The following is a 23143-nucleotide window of genomic DNA, read 5'->3' as shown; positions in this document are numbered from 1 at the left end:
CTTTTTTTCGCTCTCTGCCTCGCCTATGCAAGCTCCTCGCCCATTCAAACTCCCGCAGTCCGTGCTGGTGGTGATCCATACCGCCGCTCTGGACGTGCTGCTGATCCGCCGCACTGACGCTGGCGAGCACTGGCAGTCGGTCACCGGCAGCAAGGATCATCTGCAGGAGGATTTCCGCGAAACGGCGATCCGCGAGGTGGCCGAGGAAACAGGCATTGCCGCCCTGGGCACGGGCTGCGTGCTAACCGATTGGCAACTGGAGAACGTCTACCCGATCTACCCGCAGTGGCGCCACCGCTATGCGCCGGAGGTCACGCACAACACCGAGCACCTGTTTGGCCTGCGCGTGCCGGCCGGCACGCCGGTGCGCCTGGCACCGCGTGAGCACACGGATTTTGAGTGGCTGCCTTATCGCGCGGCGGCGGACCGCTGCTTTTCACCCTCGAATGCGGAGGCGATCCTGATGCTGCCGCGTTTTGCTTAGCCTACCGCCGGTGACAGTGCGGGCAGCTCGGTCGCCACACGCAGCGTCAGGCCGCCTGGCTGCCGGCGGTCCTGGGTCAGTGTGGCGCGGCGCGGCGGTGTACCGCAGTTGCTGCGCAGTTCGGCGATGCCGGCCTGCAGCGTCGCCGCGTCAGGAATGCGGGCGCGGTGCCGGGCCAGGACTTGCTGGGCAAGGTCGGCGAGCTTGCCGTTGAGCGTGGCCTGCGCCGCCTGCTGCAGGCTGCGCACAGCATCCTGCGGCCGACCGGCCAGGCTCAGGGCCATGGCGCCTTCGGCCATCTGGTTGATCTGCAGGTGGCATTGGCGCAGCAAGTCCGCATGTGGCGCATGGGCCACGCAGGCGGTGGCCAGCAGTTCGCCCAGGCCGCGTGAGCTGGCATAGCGCAGGCCCAGGGTGCGCACCCAGTCGGTGCTGTCCGGCAGTTCGACCGAGGTGCTGACCAGCACGGACAGCAGGCCTGCGAGGTTGCAGGCGGCCTCGAAGTCGAAGTCGGGGCGGCGCATGGTGGCTACCAGAGCGCGCACGGATGCGACCGCAGCGCCCACCTGGCGCGAATGGATCAGTTGCAGGCAACCCACCACCTCGCGGAAGCGCTGCAGCCGCAGGTCTTCGGGTTGGCGCTCCTGCAGGCGCTGGAAGTCTGTAATGCAGCGATCCAGCGCCTTGCGGTCCTTGTCCTGGAACGAGGCAAAAGCCAGCAACACCAGGGATTGCGGGTCAAACATCTTGGAGCCGGCGCCCAGTGTCGCGGCACGGGCCAGCACGCGGCCGGCCGTGGCCCGGTCGCCAAGGTAGTAGGCCATCATCCCGTGCTTCTGCAGCCGCACCACCGAGTCGGGCGTGAGTTCGGCCGCGGTGCGGTAGGTTTCCAGGGCCTCATCGAAGCGGCCGAGCTCGACCTGTGCGGCACCCATCACGTCGTAGGCGTCGGCAAAGCCGTTGTCCTCGCCCAGCAGTCGCTCCAGCGTGCTGAGGGCTTTGACCGTCTGGCCCGATTCGATCTGAACCCGCGCCACGCCCAGTTTGGCCCAGGGCAGCGCCTTGGCCCGGATGACCGCCTTGCACAGCGCATGCGCCTCGTCGTGCCGGCCCAGGCGCAGCAGCAGCTCGGTGCCGATGCGCGCCGCATAGAGCCAGTAGGGCGCGCGCTTGTCGAAGCACTGCAGGCACAGCTGTGCGGCGCGGTCGAAGTCCTGAGCCTCGATGGCGGCGAAGATCGGCTGCAGGTGGGCCTTGCGCAGCCGGGCCGCATTCAGCCGTTCGAACAGCGCAGCAGCGGTGAAGGGCTTGAGCAGATAGCCGTCGAGTGCGGACTCCGCCGCCTCGGCCACGCTGGCATAGGAAGCCTCGCCGGTCACCATGAAGAAGACGGTGGAGAAGGGCAGTAACTGTGCGCGCCGCAGGTCGTCCAGCAAGGCCTGGCCTGAATAGCCGTCGTCGCCGAAGCGCTGCTCGCACAGCACGAAGTCGAACTGCGTCAGCTCCAGCCGGGCCCGTGCCTCCAGCACGCGGTGGCACTGCGTCACCTTGCCAATGCCGTACTCGCGCAGCTGCGACACCAGGATGCCGCGCGACACCAGGTTGTTGTCAATGACCAGTGCCTGGCATTCGGAAATATTCTGCAGAGCGGGGGCCATGGCGTGGGTGGGCTGGGCGGCAGGGCCGCTGCAAATTGCAGCAATTTCGGTGCCCACGCCGGAGGGAAGGCAATGTTATCCCGTCACTGCTACCATGCCCGGATGTTGAAGAAGGCCGCTGCTCCCATGAATCCAGCCATACCCCCTGCCGGAGACCTCGACGAGGGCGTTCCGGTGTCGGTCAAGATCCGCGAGCGCATCGCCGCGGCGAAGCAACGCTTCAATGCCAACGACAACATCTCGGAATTCATCGAGCCGGGCGAGCTGGAGAAGCTGCTGGACGAGGTCGAGCACAAGATGCGCGGCGTACTCGACAGCATGGTGATCGACACCGCGTCTGACCACAACACCCGCAACACCGCGCGCCGCGTGGCCAAGATGTACATCAATGAGGTGTTCCGCGGCCGCTATGTGGGGGCGCCGCCCATCACCGAATTCCCCAACGCCGAGCGCCTGAACGAGCTGATGATCGTCGGCCCGATCACGGTGCGCAGCGCCTGCAGCCACCATTTCTGCCCGGTGATGGGCAAGATCTGGATCGGCGTCATGCCCAACGAGCACACCAACGTCATTGGCCTGTCCAAGTACGCGCGGCTGGTGGATTGGGTCATGGGTCGCCCGCAGATCCAGGAAGAGGCCGTGGTGCAACTGGCCGACCTGATTATGGACAAGACCCAGCCCGACGGACTGGCCATCGTCATGGAGGCCAGCCACTACTGCATGTCCTGGCGCGGCGTGAAGGAAATGGACAGCAAGATGATCAACTCCGTGATGCGCGGTGTGTTCCTGAAAGACGCCAATCTGCGGCGCGAATTCCTGTCGCTGATCCCTCGGAAAAACTGAAATGCTAGTCCGCCTGCTCTATGCCAGCCGTGCCGTGGACACCTCGCCCGCGGCGATCGAGTCCATCCTGGCCAAGTCGCGCGAGCACAACCCGGCCACGGGCATTACCGGCATCCTGTGCTATGGCCGCGGCATCTTCCTGCAGGCCATCGAGGGCAGCCGCACGGCGGTGAATGCGCTGTACGGCACCATCCTGCGCGATGCGCGCCACCAGGACGTGGAGCTGCTGCTGTTCGAGGAAATCAGCGAGCGCCGCTTTGGTGGCTGGACCATGGGGCAGGTCAACCTGTCGCGGCTCAACGCCTCCATCGTCCTCAAGTACTCCGAGAAGCCTGAGCTGGACCCGTATGCGGTGCCTGGCAGTGCCTCGCTGGCGCTGTTGGAAGAGCTGATGGCCACCGCCTCCATCGGCGGACGCCCCTGCTGAGCGGTGCTGACTGATAGGACACCGCCGAGGTGTCGCTAACCGCTTTTGCGCTCGTCATTCTGGCGGGCCTGATCCATGCCAGCTGGAACATCGCCGCCAAGAAGGCGGGCGGTGATTCGCGCTTTGCCTTCTTCACCAGCGTGGTGATGATGCTGTTCTGGGCACCCGTCGGCTGGTGGGTTGGGCGCGGCGTGGTGGGGCAGTGGGGCTGGACTGAATGGGCTTTTGTCACGATTAGCGGCGTGTTGCATGTGCTGTATTACGTGACCCTGCTGCGCGGCTACCGGCGTGCCGACCTGACCGTGGTCTACCCGATGGCGCGCGGCTCGGGGCCGCTGTTGTCCTCTACCGTGGCCATCGTGCTGTTGGGTGAGCATCTGTCGGCGTTGGGGGCCGTAGGCATTGTCGGCGTGGCAGTTGGCGTGTTCTTGATCGCGGGTGGCCCGGCGCTGCTGCGCGCGGCGCATGACCCGGCGCGCCGCGAGCGCGTGCACAAGGGCTTGATCTATGGCCTGGCCACCGGCGCCTTCATCGCCAGCTACACCGTGGTCGATGGCTATGCGGTCAAGGTGCTGCTGCTGTCGCCGATCCTGGTGGACTACCTGGGTAACTTCGTGCGGGTGGCGGTGCTGGCCCCCGTCGTGCTGCGGGACCGGTCGACCGCACTCGTGCTGTGGCGGCGCCAGTGGAAGTACGCCCTGGTAGTGGGCGTCATCAGCCCGGTGTCCTATGTGCTGGTGTTGTACGCCATGCAGACGGCGCCGCTGTCGCACGTGGCGCCTGCGCGCGAGGTGTCGATGCTGTTTGCCGCGCTGATCGGCGGGCATTTGCTGGGCGAGGGCGACAGGGTGCTGCGGCTGTTTGGCGCGCTGTGCATCGCCGCTGGCGTCACCGCACTGGCTTTAGGCTGATCTCACCGTGAGCGCAGAGCCGCTGCTGTTCGGCTGCGATTTCTCCTCGAGCCCCGGCCGGCGCAAGCCCATAGTGCTGGCGTTCGGGCGGCTGGCGGGCGCACGGGTACAGCTTGTGGGCTTGCAGTCGTTCGAAACCCTGGCCGACTTTGGTGCCTGGCTGGCCACGCCGGGCCAACCCTGGTTGGGCGGCTTTGACCTGCCCTTTGGCTTGCCACGCGAGCTGGTGCAGACGCTGGGTTGGCCGACCGACTGGGCGGCATGCATGGACCACTACGCAGGTCTATCGCGCGCCGCCATACGCGATCACTTCGCCGCCTTCTGCGCGGCACGGCCCGTCGGCGCCAAGTTTGCGCACCGGGTGACAGACGGGCCGGCCGGCGCCAGCCCGTCGATGAAATGGGTGAACCCGCCGGTCGCCTACATGCTGCAAGCCGGTGTGCCGCTGCTGCGCGCCTCGGGTGCCTACTTGGCAGGCGTGATGCCGCACCAGGCCCAGGCCGAGAAGATTGCGCTGGAGGCTTACCCCGGTCTGCTGGCGCGCGAGGTGCTCGCGCGGCGCAGCTACAAGAGCGACACGCGCGCCAAGCAGACGACCGATCGCCTGATTGCGCGCAAAGACCTGCTGGCCGCGCTGGAGTGTGGCGTCGGCCCGGCCGGGCCGCTGCGCCTGGGGCTGCGGCTCAAGCTGAGCCCGGCGCAGCACGACCGGCTGGTGGCCGACGGCAGCGGCGACGCACTGGACGCTGTGCTGTGCCTGCTGCAGGCGGCTTGGGCCTTGCGCCGGCAGGGCGAGGGCGCCGCCTGCTACGGGCTGCCGGACGGGACTGATCCTCTGGAAGGCTGGATCGTCAGTGCCTGAAATTTAAGAGAAATATGCCTTTTCCCCATATCCCACCTGGGGTTATAGCTATAGTTAGTGTAGCGTTCGCCGCACAGTAGGATGTCCGCATGTCCCGTGCAATGCGCTTCTTCGCTGTCCTTCTTGCCGTGCTGTGGCTGGCTGGTACTGCAGCGGCCGCACCGGCGCCCTGGTACCAGTGGCGCAGCCTGCTCAACGGCGCGCGTGTCTGCGCGCAGACCTCGCCCGGCGAAGGCTGGGCGCGCGATGACGGCCCCTACCGCGACGCCGGCTGCCGGCATGTCCTGCGCGTGATCCGCCTGTAGCGGCACGGGTTGATGAATCGGTAACAGCGCCGCAATGGCGCTGGCATAGACTGCGCTGCGGTGTCGTGAGGGCACCGGTCCAAGACCAAGAAGGGGAATTTCATGAATCTGGTTCAGCGCGTCCAGGACATCCTGCTCAAGCCCAAACAGACCTGGCCGGTGATAGAGGCCGAGCCGGCAGACGCGGGCTCGCTCTACAAGGGCTACCTCATGCCGTTGGCGCTGATCCCGGCGCTGGCCAGCTTCATCGGTCTGTCGCTGATCGGTGTGGGCGCCTTCGGTGTGCATGTGCGCATTCCCATCGTCTCCGGCCTGGTGTCGCTGCTGCTGGGCTATGTGCTGACCTTGGTGATGACGTTCGTGCTGGCGCTGATCGTCGATGCGCTGGCGCCCACCTTTGGCGGCACGCGCAATCGCGTCGCTGCGCTCAAGCTGGTGGTCTATGCCAGCACTGCGGCGCTGGTGGGCGGCATCTTCAGCCTGCTGCCCATGCTGTCGGTGCTGGGCCTGCTGGCGGCGCTGTATTCGCTCTACCTGCTCTACACCGGCCTGCCGGTGCTCATGAAATGCCCGCAGGATAAGGCGGTGGGCTATACCGCCGTGGTGGCCATCTGCGGCATCGTCGCGGCCGTGGTGATCGGCAGCCTGTCGGCGTTGTTCACGCCCTCGCATGCGGTGCTGGGTGCAGCGGGCAGCGTGAGCCTGAACACGCCGGGCGGCCAGGTCTCGATCGACACCTCCAAGATGCAAGAGGCCGCGCGCCGCATGGAAGACGCCGGCAAACGCCTGGAACAGGCCCAGGCCTCGGGCGACAGCGCTGCGGTGAGCAAGGCCACCGGCGACATGATGGCGGCGCTGACCGGTGGCGGTGGCACGGTGATCCCGTCCGACCAATTGCGTGCGCTGCTGCCGGAGACGGCGGGCGGCCTGCCGCGCGAATCGATCGAGGCGCAAAGCGGCGGCGCCATGGGCCTGGGCGGCAGCACCGCGCGCGCCACCTACCGCAATGGCGACCAACGCATCGAACTGGCCGTGACCGATGCCGGCGCTGCCGGCGCGCTGGCCACCGCGTGGTCGCAGATCACGCTGGACCGCGAAACCGCCGACGGCGTGGAGAAGGTCTACAAGGACGGCAAGCGCACCGTGCGCGAGGACTACCGCAAGGACAAGAGCCACGGCGAGTACCTGCTGATCCTGGACAACGGCCTGCTGGTCGAAGGCAAGGGTGACAACCTCGACATCGACGCCGTGCGCAGTGCCGTCAAGTCGCTGGACCTTGGCCGCGCCGAGGGCCTCAAGCGCCCGCAGAAATCCTGATACTTACTTTTTCCCTACGCCCTTGTCACCGACTCCATGCCCACTGATCTGATCCTGGTCCGCCACGGTGAAACCGATGCCAATCGCGAGCTGCGCTTCCAGGGCCAGGTCGACCGCCCGCTCAACGCCACCGGCCATTTGCAGGCGCAGCGGCTGGCCGAGCGCGTGGCGGGCGCGCCGCCCGATCTGCTCTGGTCCAGCGACCTGGCCCGCGCGCGCGAAACCGCCACGCCGGTGGCTACGCAGACCGGTCTGGTGCTGGCAACGGATGCCGGCCTACGCGAGCAGAACTTTGGCGCCGTCGATGGCATGCGCGTGGCCGATATCCAGCGCGATTTTCCCGAGGAATGGCAGCGTTGGACGCTGTTTCGCGCCGACAACGCCATGCCGGGCGGCGAGTCCACGCGCGACTTTCATGCGCGTGTGATCGGCGCCCTGCGCCGCGTGGCCGCCGCGCATGCGGGCCGCACCGTGCTGGTGGTGACGCATGGTGGCGTGTTGGACATGGTTTACCGCACCGCGCGTGCATTGAGCCTGGACGGCCCGCGCACGGTACCCATTCCCAATGCCGGCATCAGCCGTGTGCGCGTGGAGGGCGAGGCGCTGCAGATCCTGGCCTGGGCCGACACCGACCACCTGGTCGGCCTGCCGGCGCAGCCGGTTTATGACCAGGCCCGGCTGGCGCGGGATATTCCCAAGCCGGCATAGACAGCGGCCACCTGGCGCGCCAGCCGTAGCGACTCGGGCTGGGCATTGACTTGCGGCTGCAGCAGTTGCTGCGCCTCGGCCAGCCGGCCGCTCTTGATGAGGGCATCCAGGTAGATCTGCGCGAACAGGTCGCGCTGCGCATGGCTGCCGCCTATGTCCTGCAGCACCGGCAGCGCTGGCGCCAAGTGGTAGACGGCGCCTGCATAGTCGCCCTGCGCGTGGGCGTACAGGCCTTGCGCGGTGGGCAGTCCGGCGCGCTGCCAGGCGCCACGGTCGGCCTCGGGCACCTTGGCGGCGTGGGCCTGGATATGGGCCAGCAGTTGCCCGGCCTCGGGCCGGTCGGCACGGGCCAGGCCGTAGAGGTACTGCAGGTCTAGAAAAGGCAGCACTTGGTCTTGCGTGCGCCCGGCCATGCACGCGGCCACGTCCTGCCAGCGCGCGCCCACGTCCACGCCGCAGCACTCAAAACGCGCCAGCAGCGATACCGCGCCGACCTGGTCCTGCGAGTAGTCGGGCGCCACGCCCCACACCTGCGTGTCGTAGACCTGCAAGGCCTCGTCGTAGCGCTCCAGCTCCAGCAGGAACAGCGCCAGGTGCCACCAGTTGTGGGTGAGCATGAAGGAGTTGAGGCCGGTCCAACTGTCGCTCACCTCGCGCAGAAAGCCCAGGCCCTCGTGCAGGCGGCCTTCAGTCAGCATCACATGGGCCAGCGCGTGGTGGGCCCAGGGCTCCTTGCGGCACAGGTCGATGGCGTGGCGTGCGGCGTCTTCGGCCTGGCGCATCAGGTGGCACTGCTCCCAGCCAAAGGCGGCCATGCCGTGCACATAGGGCACATCGGCCGCGGCCGGCAGCGCGGCCAGTGCCAGGCGCAGCATGGCCGGCGCGTCGCCGCGGTTGAAGGCGTGGTACTGGCCCAGCTTGACCGACACCAGGTCGCGCGGGAACTCATGCGCCTGCTCTTCGTGTAGCGCAATGGCACGCGGCAGATCACCCTCCACCCAGGCCGCCACCGCTGCAACAAAGCGGCGCTCGCGCGGCGTGGCACGCGCCTGGCCGGTCTGCGCTTGCTCAATGAAGGGGCGGGCGTTGTGCGCGGCCTCGCGTGACTCGGCAAACATATGCAGCGCGGCGCAGCAGGCCTGCACGATGGGGCTCAGGTCAGCTGCGGCCGCCAGCACATCGACGGCACGCGCTTCGCAAGACACAAAACCTTCGACGAAGTGGTTGAGCGCCGTAACGCTGGCGGGGTCGTCCAGCGTTACGGGGTTGCCAAGGCTGTCGGTGGGGCGGGTCATTGCGGCATTGTGCCGGCCCGATTAGGCGCTGTTTGCATCTCCTTCTGGGGCGCGTGATCTGCTCTGTCTTGCGGATGACAGGAGCAGCAGCCGAGGGCTTGCCTGCCTCTTGCTTTGCAAAGGAGCAGTGGGGCAAAAGAAAGAAGAAAGGTGAGCTGAGGCCTTATCTGTCCGTCGCAGCGCTGTTCGGCTCCCCCAAGGCAAGGGATAGCCGGAGCAACTGAATGCCCGTACCGGGCGGGGCAGCAATGGGTCATGTGGTGGGGCGTCCTCTGTGACGTCGAGGGGCGGCCTCGAAGCGGTGTAGATGAGTTCGGTAACGCTTGATCGACAGAGCTCCCTTTTTTCGCATACAATCTAAGGCTGCGCTAAAAACGGCGGATTGATTAATTGCTGCAAGGCGGATTGATTGAGAAGCCGGAGCGAAAAGATTGTGGTTGAGTTGAAAAACTCGTGCTAGAATCGAAGGCTCAGCCAAAAACGACAAGTGCTGATTGATGTTGCTGCAAGGCGGCGCTGATCAAAGCGAATCGAAAGTGGCTGAGGAAAAAGTTTGACGGTACTTAAAAAGCCGTGCTAGAATTCAAGGCTTCGCTGATCGCAGCGAGGTTAAGAAGATGGATTGAGACGCTGAGGTGTTTTGGTTTGTTTTCTGGGATCATTAAAAATATACAGCCGATAAGCGTGGGCGTTTGAAGGTGACTGCCAAGTTCTTTGGAACTAAGTCGCAAGACTTTTAAACGCTCATGAGAATAGAAGTGAAGTTCACTTCAATTTCTTTTTTTATGAGTTTTGTTCAACCGCGAGGTTGGACGCAAAAATCAAGATCGAACTGTAGAGTTTGATCCTGGCTCAGATTGAACGCTGGCGGCATGCCTTACACATGCAAGTCGAACGGTAACAGGTCTTCGGATGCTGACGAGTGGCGAACGGGTGAGTAATACATCGGAACGTGCCCGATCGTGGGGGATAACGCAGCGAAAGCTGTGCTAATACCGCATACGATCTACGGATGAAAGCAGGGGATCGCAAGACCTTGCGCGGACGGAGCGGCCGATGGCAGATTAGGTAGTTGGTGGGGTAAAGGCTCACCAAGCCGACGATCTGTAGCTGGTCTGAGAGGACGACCAGCCACACTGGGACTGAGACACGGCCCAGACTCCTACGGGAGGCAGCAGTGGGGAATTTTGGACAATGGGCGCAAGCCTGATCCAGCCATGCCGCGTGCAGGATGAAGGCCTTCGGGTTGTAAACTGCTTTTGTACGGAACGAAAAGACTCTTTCTAATAAAGAGGGTCCATGACGGTACCGTAAGAATAAGCACCGGCTAACTACGTGCCAGCAGCCGCGGTAATACGTAGGGTGCAAGCGTTAATCGGAATTACTGGGCGTAAAGCGTGCGCAGGCGGTGATGTAAGACAGATGTGAAATCCCCGGGCTCAACCTGGGAACTGCATTTGTGACTGCATCGCTGGAGTGCGGCAGAGGGGGATGGAATTCCGCGTGTAGCAGTGAAATGCGTAGATATGCGGAGGAACACCGATGGCGAAGGCAATCCCCTGGGCCTGCACTGACGCTCATGCACGAAAGCGTGGGGAGCAAACAGGATTAGATACCCTGGTAGTCCACGCCCTAAACGATGTCAACTGGTTGTTGGGTCTTCACTGACTCAGTAACGAAGCTAACGCGTGAAGTTGACCGCCTGGGGAGTACGGCCGCAAGGTTGAAACTCAAAGGAATTGACGGGGACCCGCACAAGCGGTGGATGATGTGGTTTAATTCGATGCAACGCGAAAAACCTTACCCACCTTTGACATGTATGGAATTTGCCAGAGATGGCTTAGTGCTCGAAAGAGAGCCATAACACAGGTGCTGCATGGCTGTCGTCAGCTCGTGTCGTGAGATGTTGGGTTAAGTCCCGCAACGAGCGCAACCCTTGTCATTAGTTGCTACATTTAGTTGGGCACTCTAATGAGACTGCCGGTGACAAACCGGAGGAAGGTGGGGATGACGTCAAGTCCTCATGGCCCTTATAGGTGGGGCTACACACGTCATACAATGGCTGGTACAAAGGGTTGCCAACCCGCGAGGGGGAGCTAATCCCATAAAGCCAGTCGTAGTCCGGATCGCAGTCTGCAACTCGACTGCGTGAAGTCGGAATCGCTAGTAATCGTGGATCAGAATGTCACGGTGAATACGTTCCCGGGTCTTGTACACACCGCCCGTCACACCATGGGAGCGGGTTCTGCCAGAAGTAGTTAGCCTAACCGCAAGGAGGGCGATTACCACGGCAGGGTTCGTGACTGGGGTGAAGTCGTAACAAGGTAGCCGTATCGGAAGGTGCGGCTGGATCACCTCCTTTCTGGAAACTGCGGTCTAATTTGAACGCCCACACTTATCGGTTGTTGGAAAAGGTTGTCGCCAGCGGCTTGGATCGAGTCTGAGCCTCTAGTGGCCGGCTTGGGTCTGTAGCTCAGTTGGTTAGAGCACCGTCTTGATAAGGCGGGGGTCGTTGGTTCGAATCCAACCAGACCCACCATTCCGTCGATCCTTGGGGGATTAGCTCAGCTGGGAGAGCACCTGCTTTGCAAGCAGGGGGTCGTCGGTTCGATCCCGTCATCCTCCACCAACATCTTGTTTTTATCTTATTGTGTTTCAACACCAAAGCGGCTTTGTGCAATGCATGAGGCTTCTTTGTTGTTGATTGCCATCGTGTAATCAATCGGCTGTTCTTTAAAAATTCATAGAGTCGAATCAGCGCTGCTAGCGGAAAGGGCGAAAGCCCACCGTGCCGTTAGCAGCATGAATTTTTGATTGCGTCAAAACGAATATCAGACTTGTCTGAAATTCAAGTATCGAAGCGAAAGCTTCATACGGCATAACGCGCCAGGTGAAAGACCTGGCAATTCCTTGATGTGCTTTGGAGTCTCGCAAGAGAAGTCAAAGTTATAGGGTCAAGTGAATAAGAGCATGTGGTGGATGCCTTGGCAATGATAGGCGACGAAGGACGTGATAGCCTGCGATAAGCTTCGGGGAGCTGGCAAATTAGCTTTGATCCGGAGATTTCCGAATGGGGAAACCCACCTGAAAGGGTATCGCATACTGAATACATAGGTATGCGAGGCGAACCGGGTGAACTGAAACATCTCAGTAGCTCGAGGAAAAGACATCAACCGAGATTCCGAAAGTAGTGGCGAGCGAAATCGGAAAAGCCTGTTAGTGATAGCACGACTCTTAGCAAAACGGTTTGGAAATGCCGGCCATAGCAGGTGATAGCCCTGTATGCGAAAAGAGACGTGTGGTACTGAGCTAACGAAAAGTAGGGCGGGACACGTGTAATCCTGTCTGAATATGGGGGGACCATCCTCCAAGGCTAAATACTCATCATTGACCGATAGTGAACTAGTACCGTGAGGGAAAGGCGAAAAGAACCCCGGGAGGGGAGTGAAATAGATCCTGAAACCGCATGCTTACAAAAAGTAGGAGCCTCGTAAGGGGTGACTGCGTACCTTTTGTATAATGGGTCAGCGACTTACATTCAGTGGCAAGGTTAACCGAATAGGGAAGCCGTAGAGAAATCGAGTCCGAATAGGGCGTCCAGTCGCTGGGTGTAGACCCGAAACCAAGTGATCTATCCATGGCCAGGATGAAGGTGCCGTAACAGGTACTGGAGGTCCGAACCGACTAGTGTTGCAAAACTAGCGGATGAGCTGTGGATAGGGGTGAAAGGCTAAACAAACTTGGAAATAGCTGGTTCTCTCCGAAAACTATTTAGGTAGTGCCTCGCGTATTACCTTCGGGGGTAGAGCACTGTTTTGGCTAGGGGGTCATGGCGACTTACCAAACCAAGGCAAACTCCGAATACCGAAGAGTACAGCGCGGGAGACAGAGCACCGGGTGCTAACGTCCGGACTCAAGAGGGAAACAACCCAGACCGCCAGCTAAGGTCCCTAAAATTGGCTAAGTGGGAAACGAAGTGGGAAGGCTAAAACAGTCAGGATGTTGGCTTAGAAGCAGCCATCATTTAAAGAAAGCGTAATAGCTCACTGATCGAGTCGTCCTGCGCGGAAGATGTAACGGGGCTAAGCCAGTTACCGAAGCTGCGGATTTGCAATTTATTGCAAGTGGTAGGAGAGCGTTCTGTAAGCCTGTGAAGGTGCGTTGTAAAGCGCGCTGGAGGTATCAGAAGTGCGAATGCTGACATGAGTAGCGTTAAAGGGGGTGAAAAGCCCCCTCGCCGTAAGCGCAAGGTTTTCTACGCAACGTTCATCGGCGTAGAGTGAGTCGGCCCCTAAGGCGAGGCAGAGATGCGTAGCTGATGGGAAACAGGTCAATATTCCTGTACCGATGTGTAGTGCGATGTGGGGACGGAGAAGGTTAGCTCAGCCAACTGTTGGATATGTTGGTTCAAGCCTGTAGTCGTGCCCGGTAGGCAAATCCGCCGGGCTTAGATGAGGGGTGATAACGAGTCTGCTTGCAGACGAAGTGAGTGATACCCTGCTTCCAGGAAAAGCCACTAAGCTTCAGCTACACACGACCGTACCGCAAACCGACACTGGTGCGCGAGATGAGTATTCTAAGGCGCTTGAGAGAACTCAGGAGAAGGAACTCGGCAAATTGACACCGTAACTTCGGAAGAAGGTGTGCCTTTAGTAGGTGAAGGGATTTACTCCTGGAGCCCAATGAGGTTGCAAAAAATCGGTGGCTGCGACTGTTTATTAAAAACACAGCACTCTGCAAACACGAAAGTGGACGTATAGGGTGTGACGCCTGCCCGGTGCTGGAAGATTAAATGATGGGGTGCAAGCTCTTGATTGAAGTCCCAGTAAACGGCGGCCGTAACTATAACGGTCCTAAGGTAGCGAAATTCCTTGTCGGGTAAGTTCCGACCTGCACGAATGGCGTAACGATGGCCACACTGTCTCCTCCTGAGACTCAGCGAAGTTGAAATGTTTGTGATGATGCAATCTCCCCGCGGAAAGACGGAAAGACCCCATGAACCTTTACTGTAGCTTTGTATTGGACTTTGAACGGATCTGTGTAGGATAGGTGGGAGGCTTTGAAGTGTGGTCGCTAGATCACATGGAGCCAACGTTGAAATACCACCCTGGTGCGTTTGAGGTTCTAACCTAGGTCCATTATCTGGATCGGGGACAGTGCATGGTAGGCAGTTTGACTGGGGCGGTCTCCTCCCAAAGTGTAACGGAGGAGTTCGAAGGTACGCTAGTTACGGTCGGACATCGTGATAATAGTGCAATGGCATAAGCGTGCTTAACTGCGAGACTGACAAGTCGAGCAGATGCGAAAGCAGGACATAGTGATCCGGTGGTTCTGTATGGAAGGGCCATCGCTCAACGGATAAAAGGTACTCTGGGGATAACAGGCTGATACCGCCCAAGAGTTCATATCGACGGCGGTGTTTGGCACCTCGATGTCGGCTCATCTCATCCTGGGGCTGTAGCCGGTCCCAAGGGTATGGCTGTTCGCCATTTAAAGAGGTACGTGAGCTGGGTTTAAAACGTCGTGAGACAGTTTGGTCCCTATCTTCCGTGGGCGCTGCAGATTTGAGGAAGCCTGCTCCTAGTACGAGAGGACCGGAGTGGACACACCTCTGGTGTATCGGTTGTCACGCCAGTGGCATTGCCGAGTAGCTAAGTGTGGAAGAGATAACCGCTGAAAGCATCTAAGCGGGAAACTCGTTTCAAGATGAGATCTGCCGGGGCCTTGAGCCCCCTGAAGAGTCGTTCTAGACCAGGACGTTGATAGGTCAGGTGTGGAAGCGCAGTAATGCGTTAAGCTAACTGATACTAATTGCTCGTGCGGCTTGACCCTATAACTTTGATCAGCAGATCAAGGTGTTATGCCAAGTTGACGCATTCAAAATACTCAAGCTGATTCCAAACTCTATGAATTCGTTGTGTTGAACCATGTTCAGCACGACACCCAGTTATGCCTGATGACCATAGCGAGGTGGTCCCACTCCTTCCCATCCCGAACAGGACAGTGAAACGCCTCCGCGCCGATGATAGTGCGGGTTCCCGTGTGAAAGTAGGTCATCGTCAGGCTCTTACAGCCCTCAAACACCCCCAGTCGAAAGATTGGGGGTGTTTGTCTTTGGGCGAACGCTTTTTTAACTCAGCACTGCGCGTGCTGAAGGATTATTGAAGTAATACCGCCTGCCGCTTCAGGTCGGCAGGTTCAGCGCTTCTACTTCGTGCTCCGCGCCGTCTACGAATACCTTCAGCTCCGGCGGAGCGAATCGGGTTCATGAAAGACGGAAGTGCTAAATGGATGCCAACGACATCACCTCCGCCAGCTCCCGCCGCTCGGTAGCACTCCGAGCAGACGACAGCTCCTGCTCGGCACGCAGGCTGGCCTGCACGATGGCGGCGGCGTCGACCTCGAAGTAGGCGCGCAGGGCTGCGCGCGAATCGCTGCGGCCAAAGCCGTCGGTGCCCAGTGTGAGGTAGCGGCGGCCGGCGGGGATGAAGGCGCGCACCATCTCCGGCAAGGCCCGCACATAGTCGGTGGCCGCGATGATCGGGCCGGCGGTGGGCCCCAGTTGTTGCTCGAACCAGCTGCCCACCGTGGCCCGCGTGCCCTGGCGCCAGGCGCGCTCTTGTTCGATGCCTTCGCGTGCCAGCTCGATGTAGCTGGTGACGCTCCAGACGTCGGCGGCAATGCCGTGCTCGGCCTCCAGCTGCGCGGCGGCCTTCAGCACCTCGCCCATGATGGCGCCGCTGCCCAGCAACTGCACCCGCCGTGGCCGCGCCGGGCCAGGGCGCAGCAGGTGCATGCCGCGGATCACGTCGGCGTGGGCCGATGCCGGCAGGCTGGGGTTCTCTACGTTCTCGTTGGTGACGGTGATGTAGTAGAACTCGTCGGCCTGCTCCGTCAGCATGCGACGCGCGCCGTGGTCGACGATCACCGCCAGCTCGCCGGCAAATGCCGGGTCGTAGGCGCGGCAGTTGGCGATGGTGGAGGCCGACAGGTGGCTGCTGCCGTCCTGGTGCTGCAGGCCTTCGCCGCCGAGCGTGGTGCGGCCCGAGGTGGCGCCAATCAAAAAGCCGCGTGCGCGCTGGTCGGCCGCGGCCCAGATCAGGTCGCCCACCCGCTGGAAGCCGAACATGCTGTAGTAGATGTAGAAGGGCAGCATGGCCAGGCCGTGGGTGGAATAGCTGGTGGCCGCCGCCGTCCACGAGGACAGCGCGCCGGCCTCGGTAATGCCTTCTTCCAGGATCTGGCCGTCTTTTACCTCGCGATAGGACAGCATCGAGGCTGCGTCTTCCGGCTGGTAGAGCTGGCCAAAGGGCGCATAGATGCCGACCTGGCGAAACAGGTTGGCCATGCCAAAGGTGCGTGCCTCATCTGCCACGATGGGCACGATGCGCGGGCCCAGCACCGGGTCTTTCAGCAGGTTGCCCAACTGCCGCACAAAGGCCATGGTGGTGCTCATGGCCTTGCCCTCGGCCTGCAGCGCAAAGGCCGCGCTGTGCTCCACCGTGGGCACGGGCAGGCTGGGGGCCGTGGGCCGGCGCTGCGGCAGGTAGCCACCCAGCGCCGCGCGGCGGGCCTGCAGGTAGCGCATCTCGGGGCTGTCGTCGTCCGGCTTGTGGAAGGCCGCGGCGGCCACCTGCGCATCGGACAGCGGCAGCTGGAAACGATCGCGAAAGGCCAGCAGCGCATCGCGGTCGAGCTTCTTCTGCTGGTGCGTGGTCATGCGGCCCTGGGCCACCGCGCCCATGCCATAGCCCTTCATGGTCTTGGCCAGCACCACGCTCGGACGGCCACGGGTCTGCGTGGCCTGCGCGAAGGCGGCGTGGATCTTGGCCGGGTCGTGGCCGCCACGGCGCAGCTGGTCTATGTCTTCGTCGGACAAGTGCGCGACCAGCGCCTGCAGCTCTGGCGTCTTGCTGAAGAAGCTGGCGCGGTTGAAGGCGCCGTCATTGGCCGACAGGGTCTGGAATTCGCCATCCACCGTCTGCGCGAAGGCGCGTGTGATGGCGTGCCCGTGGTCGCGCGCCAGCAGCGCATCCCACTCCGAGCCCCACAGGCACTTGACCACATTCCAGCCGGTGCCGGCAAAGAGCGATTCCAGCTCATCCCCGATGCGGCCGTTGCCGCGCACCGGCCCGTCAAGCCGCTGCAGGTTGCAGTTGATGACGAAGGTGCAGTTGTCCAACTGCTCGCGTGCGGCCAGTGTGAGCGCGGCGATGGACTCGGGCTCGTCCATCTCGCCATCGCCAAAAAAGCCCCACACGCGCCGGCCCGCCGTCTGCTGCAGGCCGCGGTGCTCCAGGTAGCGCATGAAGCGCGCCTGGTAGATGGCGTTGATCGGCCCTATGCCCATGGAGCCGGTCGGGAACTGCCAGAAGTCGGGCATCAACCAGGGGTGCGGGTAAGAGCTGAGTCCCTGTATGCCCTGGGCCTGCGCCATGATTTCCTGGCGGTAGTGGCACAGCGAATCCTCGCCCAGGCGGCCCTCCAGAAAGGCGCGCGCGTACACCCCGGGCGCCGAGTGCGGCTGGAAGAACACCAGGTCGGCCCCGTGCTCGGCCTGCGGGCCGTGAAAGAAGTGCTGGAAGCCCACCTCGAACAGGTCCGCCGCCGAGGCATAGCTGGCGATGTGCCCGCCCAGCTCGCCGTGCGCGGCATTGGCGCGCACCACCATGGCCAGCGCATTCCAGCGCAGAATGGCGGACAGGCGCCGCTCCATGTCCAGGTCGCCCGGGTAGGCCGGCTGGGCCTCGACCGGCACCGTGTTCACGTAAGGCGTGACCGGGTCCGGCTGCCACGACAGCCGGTTGCGCCGGGCATGCGCCAGCAGCGCATCCAGCAGGGTGCGCACGCGCTCGGCGCCCTGCTGCGGCCCCCAGGCCGCCAGCAGGCCATCCAGCGCCGCGCACCATTCGTTCAGCTCTTGCGGGTCCATGCGGTCGGGCTCGACGACCGTGCCAAAGCGGTTGCGTGTGTCCATGGCCGGCTCAGTCGGCACGGATGTTGGCGCGCTGGGCAATGGCCCGCATGCGTGGCAGGTCGCGGTCGATCAGACCGACGACCGTGGCGGCCGGCGCATAGCTGGGCGCCAGGCCGTTGGCCAGCAGCTTGTCCTTGACCTCGGGCTCGGCCATGGCCTCGGCCAGCGCCTTCTCCAGGCGCTTCTTGGCCTCATCGGGGATGCCGCGCGGTGCAACGACGGCCAGCCACGAATCCGCGTCGAAATCGGGGTAGCCGCTTTCTGCCACGGTGGGCACGTTGGGCAGCAGGCTGGAGCGCTTGGCCCCGGTCACGGCAATCGCTTTGAGCTTGCCGGACTTGATGTGCGGCAGCGTGGCCGCAATGGTGTCGATAGAGAACGGGATCTGCCCACCAATCAAATCGGTGATGGCCGGCGTGCTGCCCTTGTAGGGCACGTGCTGCATGGCGAGGCCAGTGGCGCTCAGCAACTGCTCGCCCGCGAAATGCCCGGTGGTGCCCGTGCCAAAAGAGCCGTAGACATACTTGCCTGGCTCCGCGCGCACGGCGGTGATCAACTGCGTAATGTTGTTGACGGGCACCTGCGCATTGGCCACCAGCAGCAAGGGCACCTGCGCCACCAGCGCGATGGGCTCAAAGCTCTTGACCGCGTCGTAGGGCAGGTGCGGGTTGATGGCCGGGTTGACCGTGAAGGTCGAGCCCGAGCTGATGAGCAGCGTATAGCCATCGGGCGCGGCCTTGGCCACATAGCTGGCGCCGATGATGGTGCCGGCGCCGCCCCGGTTCTCCACCACCACCGGCTGGCCCATGCGCTCGCCCAGCTTCTGCGCCACCAGGCGCCCGACGATGTCGGTGGCGCCGCCCGGCGGGAACGGCACCACCAGCTGCACGGGCTTGACGGGATAGCTCTGCGCATAGGCGCCGCCACCACCCAGCACCATCAAGGGCAATGCCCATAGCGCCATCCAGCGCACCGATTTTTTCCAGCTAGATCTCATGGGAAAACTCCAATCATGGAAGTGAGAAAACACCGGGTGCACTGCGACGGAAGCGAGGGCGCGGCCTGACGCCGCGCGCGCTTCAGCCGTTGCGGAAGATGAAGCTGTAGGCGCTGAGCGCTGGTGCGCCGCCCAGGTGCGCATACAGCACCTTGGAGCCCGCGGGGAATTCGCCCAGGCGCACCTTCTCGATCATTCCGTGCATGGACTTGCCCTCGTAGACCGGGTCGGTCAGCATGCCTTCCATGCGCGCACACAGGCGGATCGCCTCCAGCGTGCCGTCGCTGGGCAGGCCGTACTCGGGGCCGCCAAAGCGCGTGTCCAGCACCACATCCTTGTCGGTGATGTCGCGGCCCAGCTCGACCAGTTCGGCCGTGCCTTTGGCGATGCGCAGGATCTGGTCGAAGGTCTTCTCTGGCTTGGCCGAGGCGTCGATGCCAATCACGCGGTCGGCCCGGCCGTCGGCGGCAAAGCCCACCACCATGCCGGCCTGCGTGCTGCCGGTGACGGCGCAGGTCACGATGTAGTCGAACTTGAAGCCCAGCTCGGCTTCTTGCTGGCGCACCTCTTCGGCAAAAGAGACAAAGCCCAGGCCGCCGCGCGGGTGCTCGGAGCAGCCTGCAGGAATGGGGAAGGGCTTGCCGCCGGCGGCCTTCACGTCGTGCATGGCCTGCTCCCAGCTTTCGCGGATGCCGATGTCAAAACCGGCCGCATCCAGGCGCACGTCGGCGCCCATGATGCGCGACAGCTCGATGTTGCCGACACGGTCATACACCGCGTCGGAGTAGTTCACCCAGTTCTCTTGCACCAGCACGCACTTCAGGCCCAGGTGCGCCGCCACGGCCGCGACCTGGCGTGTTTGGTTGGACTGGATGCCGCCGATGGACACCAGCGTGTCGTAGCCGCCTTCCAGTGCTTCGGGGATGAGGTATTCGAGCTTGCGTGTCTTGTTGCCACCGAAGGCCAGGCCACTGTTGCAGTCCTCACGCTTGGCGTAGAGATCGACCTTGCCCCCCAGGTGGGCGCTGAGCCGCTTCAGCGGCTGGATGGGTGTAGGGCCGAAGGTCAGCGGGTAGCGCGGGAACTTCTGCAGATTCATGTGAAAGGCTCCAGTGGTTAAGACCGGCGCAACGCCTGCAAGCACGAAACATGCACTGCTGGGCGTTGGCTTGTGTTGGTCTCATCTTATGAATTACCTGACAAAACATGCTTGCAAAGTTTCTATAGGATTCGATCCTGAAAAGTACCAATGCGGTAATTAACGGTTTTTTATTAATTAAGAATTGCCATGGCCACAACAAAATTGCAGAAGAAGAGCGCCACTCCAGATTCCGTAAAAGACGGCCTGGATCGCACCGACCGCGCCATCCTGCGTGCGCTGCAGCGCGACGCCTCCGTCTCCAACGTGGCGCTGGCCGCCAAGGTGAATCTGAGCGCGCCCGCCTGCCTGCGGCGGGTGGAGCGCTTGAAGGCGCTGGGCCTGATCAAGGGCATCGTGGCGCTGCTCGATCCGCGTGCGCTGGACGCGGGCACGCTGGTCATGATCGGCGTGGTGCTGGACCGCTCCACGCCGGACTCCTTCACCGACTTCGAGAAGGCGGTGCAGAAGGTTCCGGGCTGCATGGAGTGCCACGTCGTCATGGGCGAGTTCGACTATTTCATGCTTGTGCGCACGAAGGACAACGAGAGCTACAACCGCCTGCACGCCGAGCACCTGCTCTACCTGCCAGGCGTGCGGCAGGTGCGGACTTTCATGGTGCTCAAGCAGGTGTTGTCGACTACGCAGTTGCCGATCTGACAAAAGAAAACGGGGGCCGGGACAAAATCCCGGCCCCCGTTTTCAAGGCGCATTGCTCAGTCGGCGCCTGGGCGCCGACAGCTCATCAAACGCTGGCTGCCAATGCCGCGTTGAAGGTGGCGCTAGGCCGCATCACGGCGGCGGTCTTGGCGGCGTCGGGCAGGAAGTAGCCGCCGATGTCGACCGGCTTGCCTTGCACTTCCTTCAGCTCGGCGACGATCTTTTGCTCGTTCTCGGTCAGTGCCTTGGCCAGCGGGGCGAAGTGCGCTTGCAGCTCCTTGTCTTCGGTCTGGGCGGCCAGGGCCTGGGCCCAGTACAGCGCCAGGTAGAAGTGGCTGCCACGGTTGTCCAGCTCGCCGGTGCGGGTGGATGGGCCCTTGTTGTTGTCGAGCAGGGTGCCGGTGGCGGCATCCAGGGCCTTGCCCAGGATCTGCGCCTTCTTGTTGCCGATCTTGATGCCCACGTCTTCCAGCGACACGGCCAGCGCCAGGAACTCACCCAGCGAGTCCCAGCGCAGGTGGTTTTCTTCCACCAGCTGCTTGACGTGCTTGGGGGCCGAGCCGCCCGCACCGGTCTCGTACATGCCGCCGCCGGCCATCAGGGGCACGATGGACAGCATCTTGGCGCTGGTGCCCAGCTCCATGATGGGGAACAGGTCGGTCAGGTAGTCGCGCAGGATGTTGCCGGTGACCGAGATGGTGTCCAGGCCGCGGATCACGCGCTCGAGCGTGTAGCGCATGGCGCGCACCTGCGACATGATCTGGATGTCCAGGCCCTTGGTGTCGTGGTCCTTCAGGTAGGTCTCTACCTTCTTGATGACCTCGGCTTCGTGCGGGCGGTACGGGTCGAGCCAGAACACGGCCGGCATGCCGGAGTTGCGGGCGCGCGTGACGGCCAGCTTGACCCAGTCGCGGATGGGCGCGTCCTTGACCTGGCACATGCGCCAGATGTCGCCTTGCTCGACGTTCTGCGACAGCAGCACTTCGCCAGTGGCCAGGTCGACGATGTTGGCCACGCCGTCTTCGGCGATCTCGAAGGTCTTGTCGTGCGAGCCGTACTCTTCGGCCTTTTGCGCCATCAGGCCCACGTTGGGCACGGTGCCCATGGTGCGCGGGTCGAAGTTGCCGTTGGTCTTGCAGAAGTTGATGACTTCCTGGTAGATGCGGGCAAAGGTGCTTTCGGGGATGACGGCCTTGGTGTCTTGCGGCTTGCCGTTGGCGTCCCACATCTTGCCGCCGATGCGGATCATGGCCGGCATGGACGCATCCACGATCACGTCGTTGGGCGCGTGCAGGTTGGATATGCCCTTGGCCGAATCCACCATGGCCAGCGACGGGCGATGCTCGTGGCAGGCGTGCAGGTCACGGATGATCTCTTCCTTCTTGGTCGAAGGCAGGGTTTCGATCTTCTCGTACAGGTTGACCAGGCCGTTGTTGACGTTCACGCCCAGTTCGTCAAACAGCTTGCCGTGCTTCTCGAAGGCTTCCTTGTAGAAGATCTTGACGGCGTGGCCGAACACGATGGGGTGCGAGACCTTCATCATGGTGGCCTTCACGTGCAGCGACAGCATCACGCCGGTCTTGCGCGCGTCCTCGAACTGCGTTTCATAGAAGTCGCACAGCGCCTTCTTGCTCATGAACATGCTGTCGATGATCTCGCCAGCCTTCAGTGCCACCTTGGGCTTGAGCACGATGGTCTTGCCGCTCTTGGTGACCAGCTCCATCTTGACGTCGCGCGCGCCGTCCAGCGTCATGGACTTCTCGCCATGGTAGAAGTCGCCGTGCTTCATGTGCGCCACATGGGTGCGCGAGGCCATGCTCCACTCGCCCATGCTGTGCGGGTGCTTGCGCGCGTAGTTCTTGACGGCGGCGGGCGCGCGGCGATCCGAATTGCCTTCGCGCAGCACCGGGTTCACGGCACTGCCCAGGGCCTTGGAATAGCGGGCCAGCACGTCCTTGTCCTCGTCCGTCTTGGGATCTTCCGGGAAGTCGGGAATGTTGTAGCCGCGGCCCTGCAGTTCGCGGATGGCCGCCACCAGCTGGGGCACCGAGGCGCTGATGTTGGGCAGCTTGATGATGTTGGTCTCGGGCAGCTGGGTGAGCCGGCCGAGCTCGGCCAGGTTGTCCGGCACGCGCTGCTCGGGCGTGAGGCGGTCGGGGAACTCGGCCAGGATGCGCGCCGCGACCGAGATGTCACTGGTGACGACGTCAATGCCTGCCGGAGCAGTGAAAGCCTGGACGACGGGCAGCAGGGACGCGGTTGCCAGCAGCGGCGCTTCGTCCGTCAGGGTGTAGATGATGGTGGATTTTCCGGTGGCCATTGTCGACTTCTAGTCCAGTGAAAAAAAGTAAATGAATCGCTCGCGGCGAAGGCATCGAGTCGCCCACGCAACCCGCCACTTTAGCGAGTCGGCGCGGGCGTCTCAAAACCTGCAGGCGACGAGGTTTTTGGAAAACCGGCGCTGCCTGGGGTCCTGCGGGGCGTCATTTTCTTCCATCTGCTGCGGGCCGGTTTTGCACTGTGGCAGCGCAATAAATAAATTGATAGCTAGAAGCCCAGGC

The 23143-nt window shown here is 62.5% G+C and carries 15 protein-coding genes, 2 tRNA genes and 3 rRNA genes; 14 read left to right on the top strand and 6 right to left on the bottom strand.

All coding sequences use genetic code 11. The features are described from left to right. Positions 1 to 25: 25 nt before the first annotated feature. A complete protein-coding gene (gene nudB, locus AAFF27_21190) occupies positions 26 to 484 on the top strand; it encodes a dihydroneopterin triphosphate diphosphatase (protein ID XAH22496.1) in 459 nt (152 codons plus the stop codon). Here the strand turns inward: nudB and AAFF27_21185 are convergent. Next, positions 481 to 2142, bottom strand: a complete 1662-nt coding sequence (locus AAFF27_21185; GenBank protein XAH22495.1) for a tetratricopeptide repeat protein — start codon at positions 2140 to 2142, stop codon at positions 481 to 483. The two genes, nudB and AAFF27_21185, sit on opposite strands and share 4 nt — an antisense overlap. A gap of 126 nt (positions 2143 to 2268) precedes the next feature. On the opposite strand from AAFF27_21185, the gene folE reads away from it, so the two are divergent. The 7 genes from folE (at position 2269) to AAFF27_21150 (ending at position 7515) form a co-directional block, all read left to right on the top strand. Continuing rightward, positions 2269 to 2985, top strand: coding sequence for a GTP cyclohydrolase I (gene folE / locus AAFF27_21180; GenBank protein XAH22494.1), 717 nt, complete (start codon positions 2269 to 2271; stop codon positions 2983 to 2985). Position 2986: 1 nt separating this feature from the next. After that, positions 2987 to 3412, top strand: coding sequence for a BLUF domain-containing protein (locus tag AAFF27_21175; GenBank protein ID XAH22493.1), 426 nt, complete (start codon positions 2987 to 2989; stop codon positions 3410 to 3412). 29 nt (positions 3413 to 3441) lie between these two features. After that, complete coding sequence (locus AAFF27_21170; GenBank protein XAH22492.1) at positions 3442 to 4323, top strand: EamA family transporter; 882 nt, start codon at positions 3442 to 3444, stop codon at positions 4321 to 4323. Positions 4324 to 4330: 7 nt separating this feature from the next. Beyond that, positions 4331 to 5185, top strand: a complete 855-nt coding sequence (locus AAFF27_21165) for a DUF429 domain-containing protein (GenBank protein ID XAH22491.1) — start codon at positions 4331 to 4333, stop codon at positions 5183 to 5185. Between the two features lie 89 nt (positions 5186 to 5274). Then, complete coding sequence (locus AAFF27_21160) at positions 5275 to 5490, top strand: hypothetical protein (GenBank protein XAH22490.1); 216 nt, start codon at positions 5275 to 5277, stop codon at positions 5488 to 5490. 102 nt (positions 5491 to 5592) lie between these two features. After that, entirely contained in the window at positions 5593 to 6807 is a 1215-nt protein-coding gene (locus tag AAFF27_21155; GenBank protein XAH22489.1) for a Yip1 family protein, read from the top strand. A 36-nt stretch (positions 6808 to 6843) separates the two neighbouring features. Continuing rightward, on the top strand, positions 6844 to 7515 hold the full coding sequence (locus tag AAFF27_21150; GenBank protein ID XAH22488.1) for a histidine phosphatase family protein: 672 nt from the start codon (positions 6844 to 6846) through the stop codon (positions 7513 to 7515). Here AAFF27_21150 and AAFF27_21145 read toward each other — a convergent pair. After that, positions 7470 to 8810, bottom strand: coding sequence for a tetratricopeptide repeat protein (locus tag AAFF27_21145; protein XAH22487.1), 1341 nt, complete (start codon positions 8808 to 8810; stop codon positions 7470 to 7472). The genes AAFF27_21150 and AAFF27_21145 overlap by 46 nt on opposite strands. An 829-nt stretch (positions 8811 to 9639) precedes the next feature. Here AAFF27_21145 and AAFF27_21140 point away from each other — a divergent pair. From AAFF27_21140 to rrf, 5 genes are all read left to right on the top strand, one after another. Next, positions 9640 to 11172, top strand: a 16S ribosomal RNA gene (locus tag AAFF27_21140). Between the two features lie 100 nt (positions 11173 to 11272). Next, positions 11273 to 11349 (top strand) — tRNA-Ile (locus AAFF27_21135). Between the two features lie 14 nt (positions 11350 to 11363). Then, a tRNA-Ala gene (locus tag AAFF27_21130) sits at positions 11364 to 11439 on the top strand. 323 nt (positions 11440 to 11762) lie between these two features. Then, positions 11763 to 14642 (top strand): 23S ribosomal RNA (locus AAFF27_21125). 120 nt (positions 14643 to 14762) lie between these two features. Then, positions 14763 to 14875, top strand: a 5S ribosomal RNA gene (gene rrf, locus AAFF27_21120). The 16S, 23S and 5S rRNA genes sit together here with 2 tRNA genes alongside, the layout of an rRNA operon. A 218-nt stretch (positions 14876 to 15093) precedes the next feature. Here rrf and mdeB read toward each other — a convergent pair. The 3 genes from mdeB to AAFF27_21105 form a co-directional block, all read right to left on the bottom strand. After that, positions 15094 to 17787 (bottom strand): alpha-ketoglutarate dehydrogenase, encoded by a 2694-nt coding sequence (mdeB, locus tag AAFF27_21115; protein ID XAH22486.1) that lies wholly within the window; start codon positions 17785 to 17787, stop codon positions 15094 to 15096. A gap of 7 nt (positions 17788 to 17794) precedes the next feature. Then, on the bottom strand, positions 17795 to 18751 hold the full coding sequence (locus AAFF27_21110) for a tripartite tricarboxylate transporter substrate binding protein (protein XAH26285.1): 957 nt from the start codon (positions 18749 to 18751) through the stop codon (positions 17795 to 17797). A gap of 115 nt (positions 18752 to 18866) precedes the next feature. After that, positions 18867 to 19883: a 1-aminocyclopropane-1-carboxylate deaminase gene (locus tag AAFF27_21105; GenBank protein ID XAH22485.1), complete on the bottom strand. Its 1017-nt coding sequence runs from the start codon at positions 19881 to 19883 to the stop codon at positions 18867 to 18869. Between the two features lie 189 nt (positions 19884 to 20072). Here AAFF27_21105 and AAFF27_21100 point away from each other — a divergent pair, with 189 nt between their 5' ends. Then, positions 20073 to 20582 carry an Lrp/AsnC family transcriptional regulator gene (locus AAFF27_21100; protein XAH22484.1) on the top strand — a complete coding sequence of 170 codons (510 nt, stop codon included), beginning with the start codon at positions 20073 to 20075 and terminating at the stop codon, positions 20580 to 20582. An 85-nt stretch (positions 20583 to 20667) separates the two neighbouring features. On the opposite strand, the gene AAFF27_21095 is transcribed toward AAFF27_21100, so the two are convergent. Then, a complete protein-coding gene (locus AAFF27_21095; protein ID XAH22483.1) occupies positions 20668 to 22902 on the bottom strand; it encodes an NADP-dependent isocitrate dehydrogenase in 2235 nt (744 codons plus the stop codon). Positions 22903 to 23143 lie beyond the last annotated feature (241 nt).

Source organism: Xylophilus sp. GW821-FHT01B05 (assembly GCA_038961845.1).
Taxonomy (GTDB): Bacteria; Pseudomonadota; Gammaproteobacteria; order Burkholderiales; family Burkholderiaceae_C; genus Xylophilus.
This window is presented reverse-complemented; position numbering and strand designations above follow the sequence as displayed.

Excerpts from the sequence above, each read along its gene's own strand:
- nudB (XAH22496.1), top strand. The coding sequence starts at position 26 with ATGCAAGCTCCTCGCCCATTCAAACTCCCGCAGTCCGTGCTGGTGGTG.
- AAFF27_21185 (XAH22495.1), bottom strand. The coding sequence starts at position 2,142 with ATGGCCCCCGCTCTGCAGAATATTTCCGAATGCCAGGCACTGGTCATT.
- folE (XAH22494.1), top strand. The coding sequence starts at position 2,269 with ATGAATCCAGCCATACCCCCTGCCGGAGACCTCGACGAGGGCGTTCCG.
- AAFF27_21175 (XAH22493.1), top strand. The coding sequence starts at position 2,987 with ATGCTAGTCCGCCTGCTCTATGCCAGCCGTGCCGTGGACACCTCGCCC.
- AAFF27_21160 (XAH22490.1), top strand. The coding sequence starts at position 5,275 with ATGTCCCGTGCAATGCGCTTCTTCGCTGTCCTTCTTGCCGTGCTGTGG.
- AAFF27_21155 (XAH22489.1), top strand. The coding sequence starts at position 5,593 with ATGAATCTGGTTCAGCGCGTCCAGGACATCCTGCTCAAGCCCAAACAG.
- AAFF27_21150 (XAH22488.1), top strand. The coding sequence starts at position 6,844 with ATGCCCACTGATCTGATCCTGGTCCGCCACGGTGAAACCGATGCCAAT.
- AAFF27_21145 (XAH22487.1), bottom strand. The coding sequence starts at position 8,810 with ATGACCCGCCCCACCGACAGCCTTGGCAACCCCGTAACGCTGGACGAC.
- mdeB (XAH22486.1), bottom strand. The coding sequence starts at position 17,787 with ATGGACACACGCAACCGCTTTGGCACGGTCGTCGAGCCCGACCGCATG.
- AAFF27_21110 (XAH26285.1), bottom strand. The coding sequence starts at position 18,751 with ATGGCGCTATGGGCATTGCCCTTGATGGTGCTGGGTGGTGGCGGCGCC.
- AAFF27_21105 (XAH22485.1), bottom strand. The coding sequence starts at position 19,883 with ATGAATCTGCAGAAGTTCCCGCGCTACCCGCTGACCTTCGGCCCTACA.
- AAFF27_21100 (XAH22484.1), top strand. The coding sequence starts at position 20,073 with ATGGCCACAACAAAATTGCAGAAGAAGAGCGCCACTCCAGATTCCGTA.
- AAFF27_21095 (XAH22483.1), bottom strand. The coding sequence starts at position 22,902 with ATGGCCACCGGAAAATCCACCATCATCTACACCCTGACGGACGAAGCG.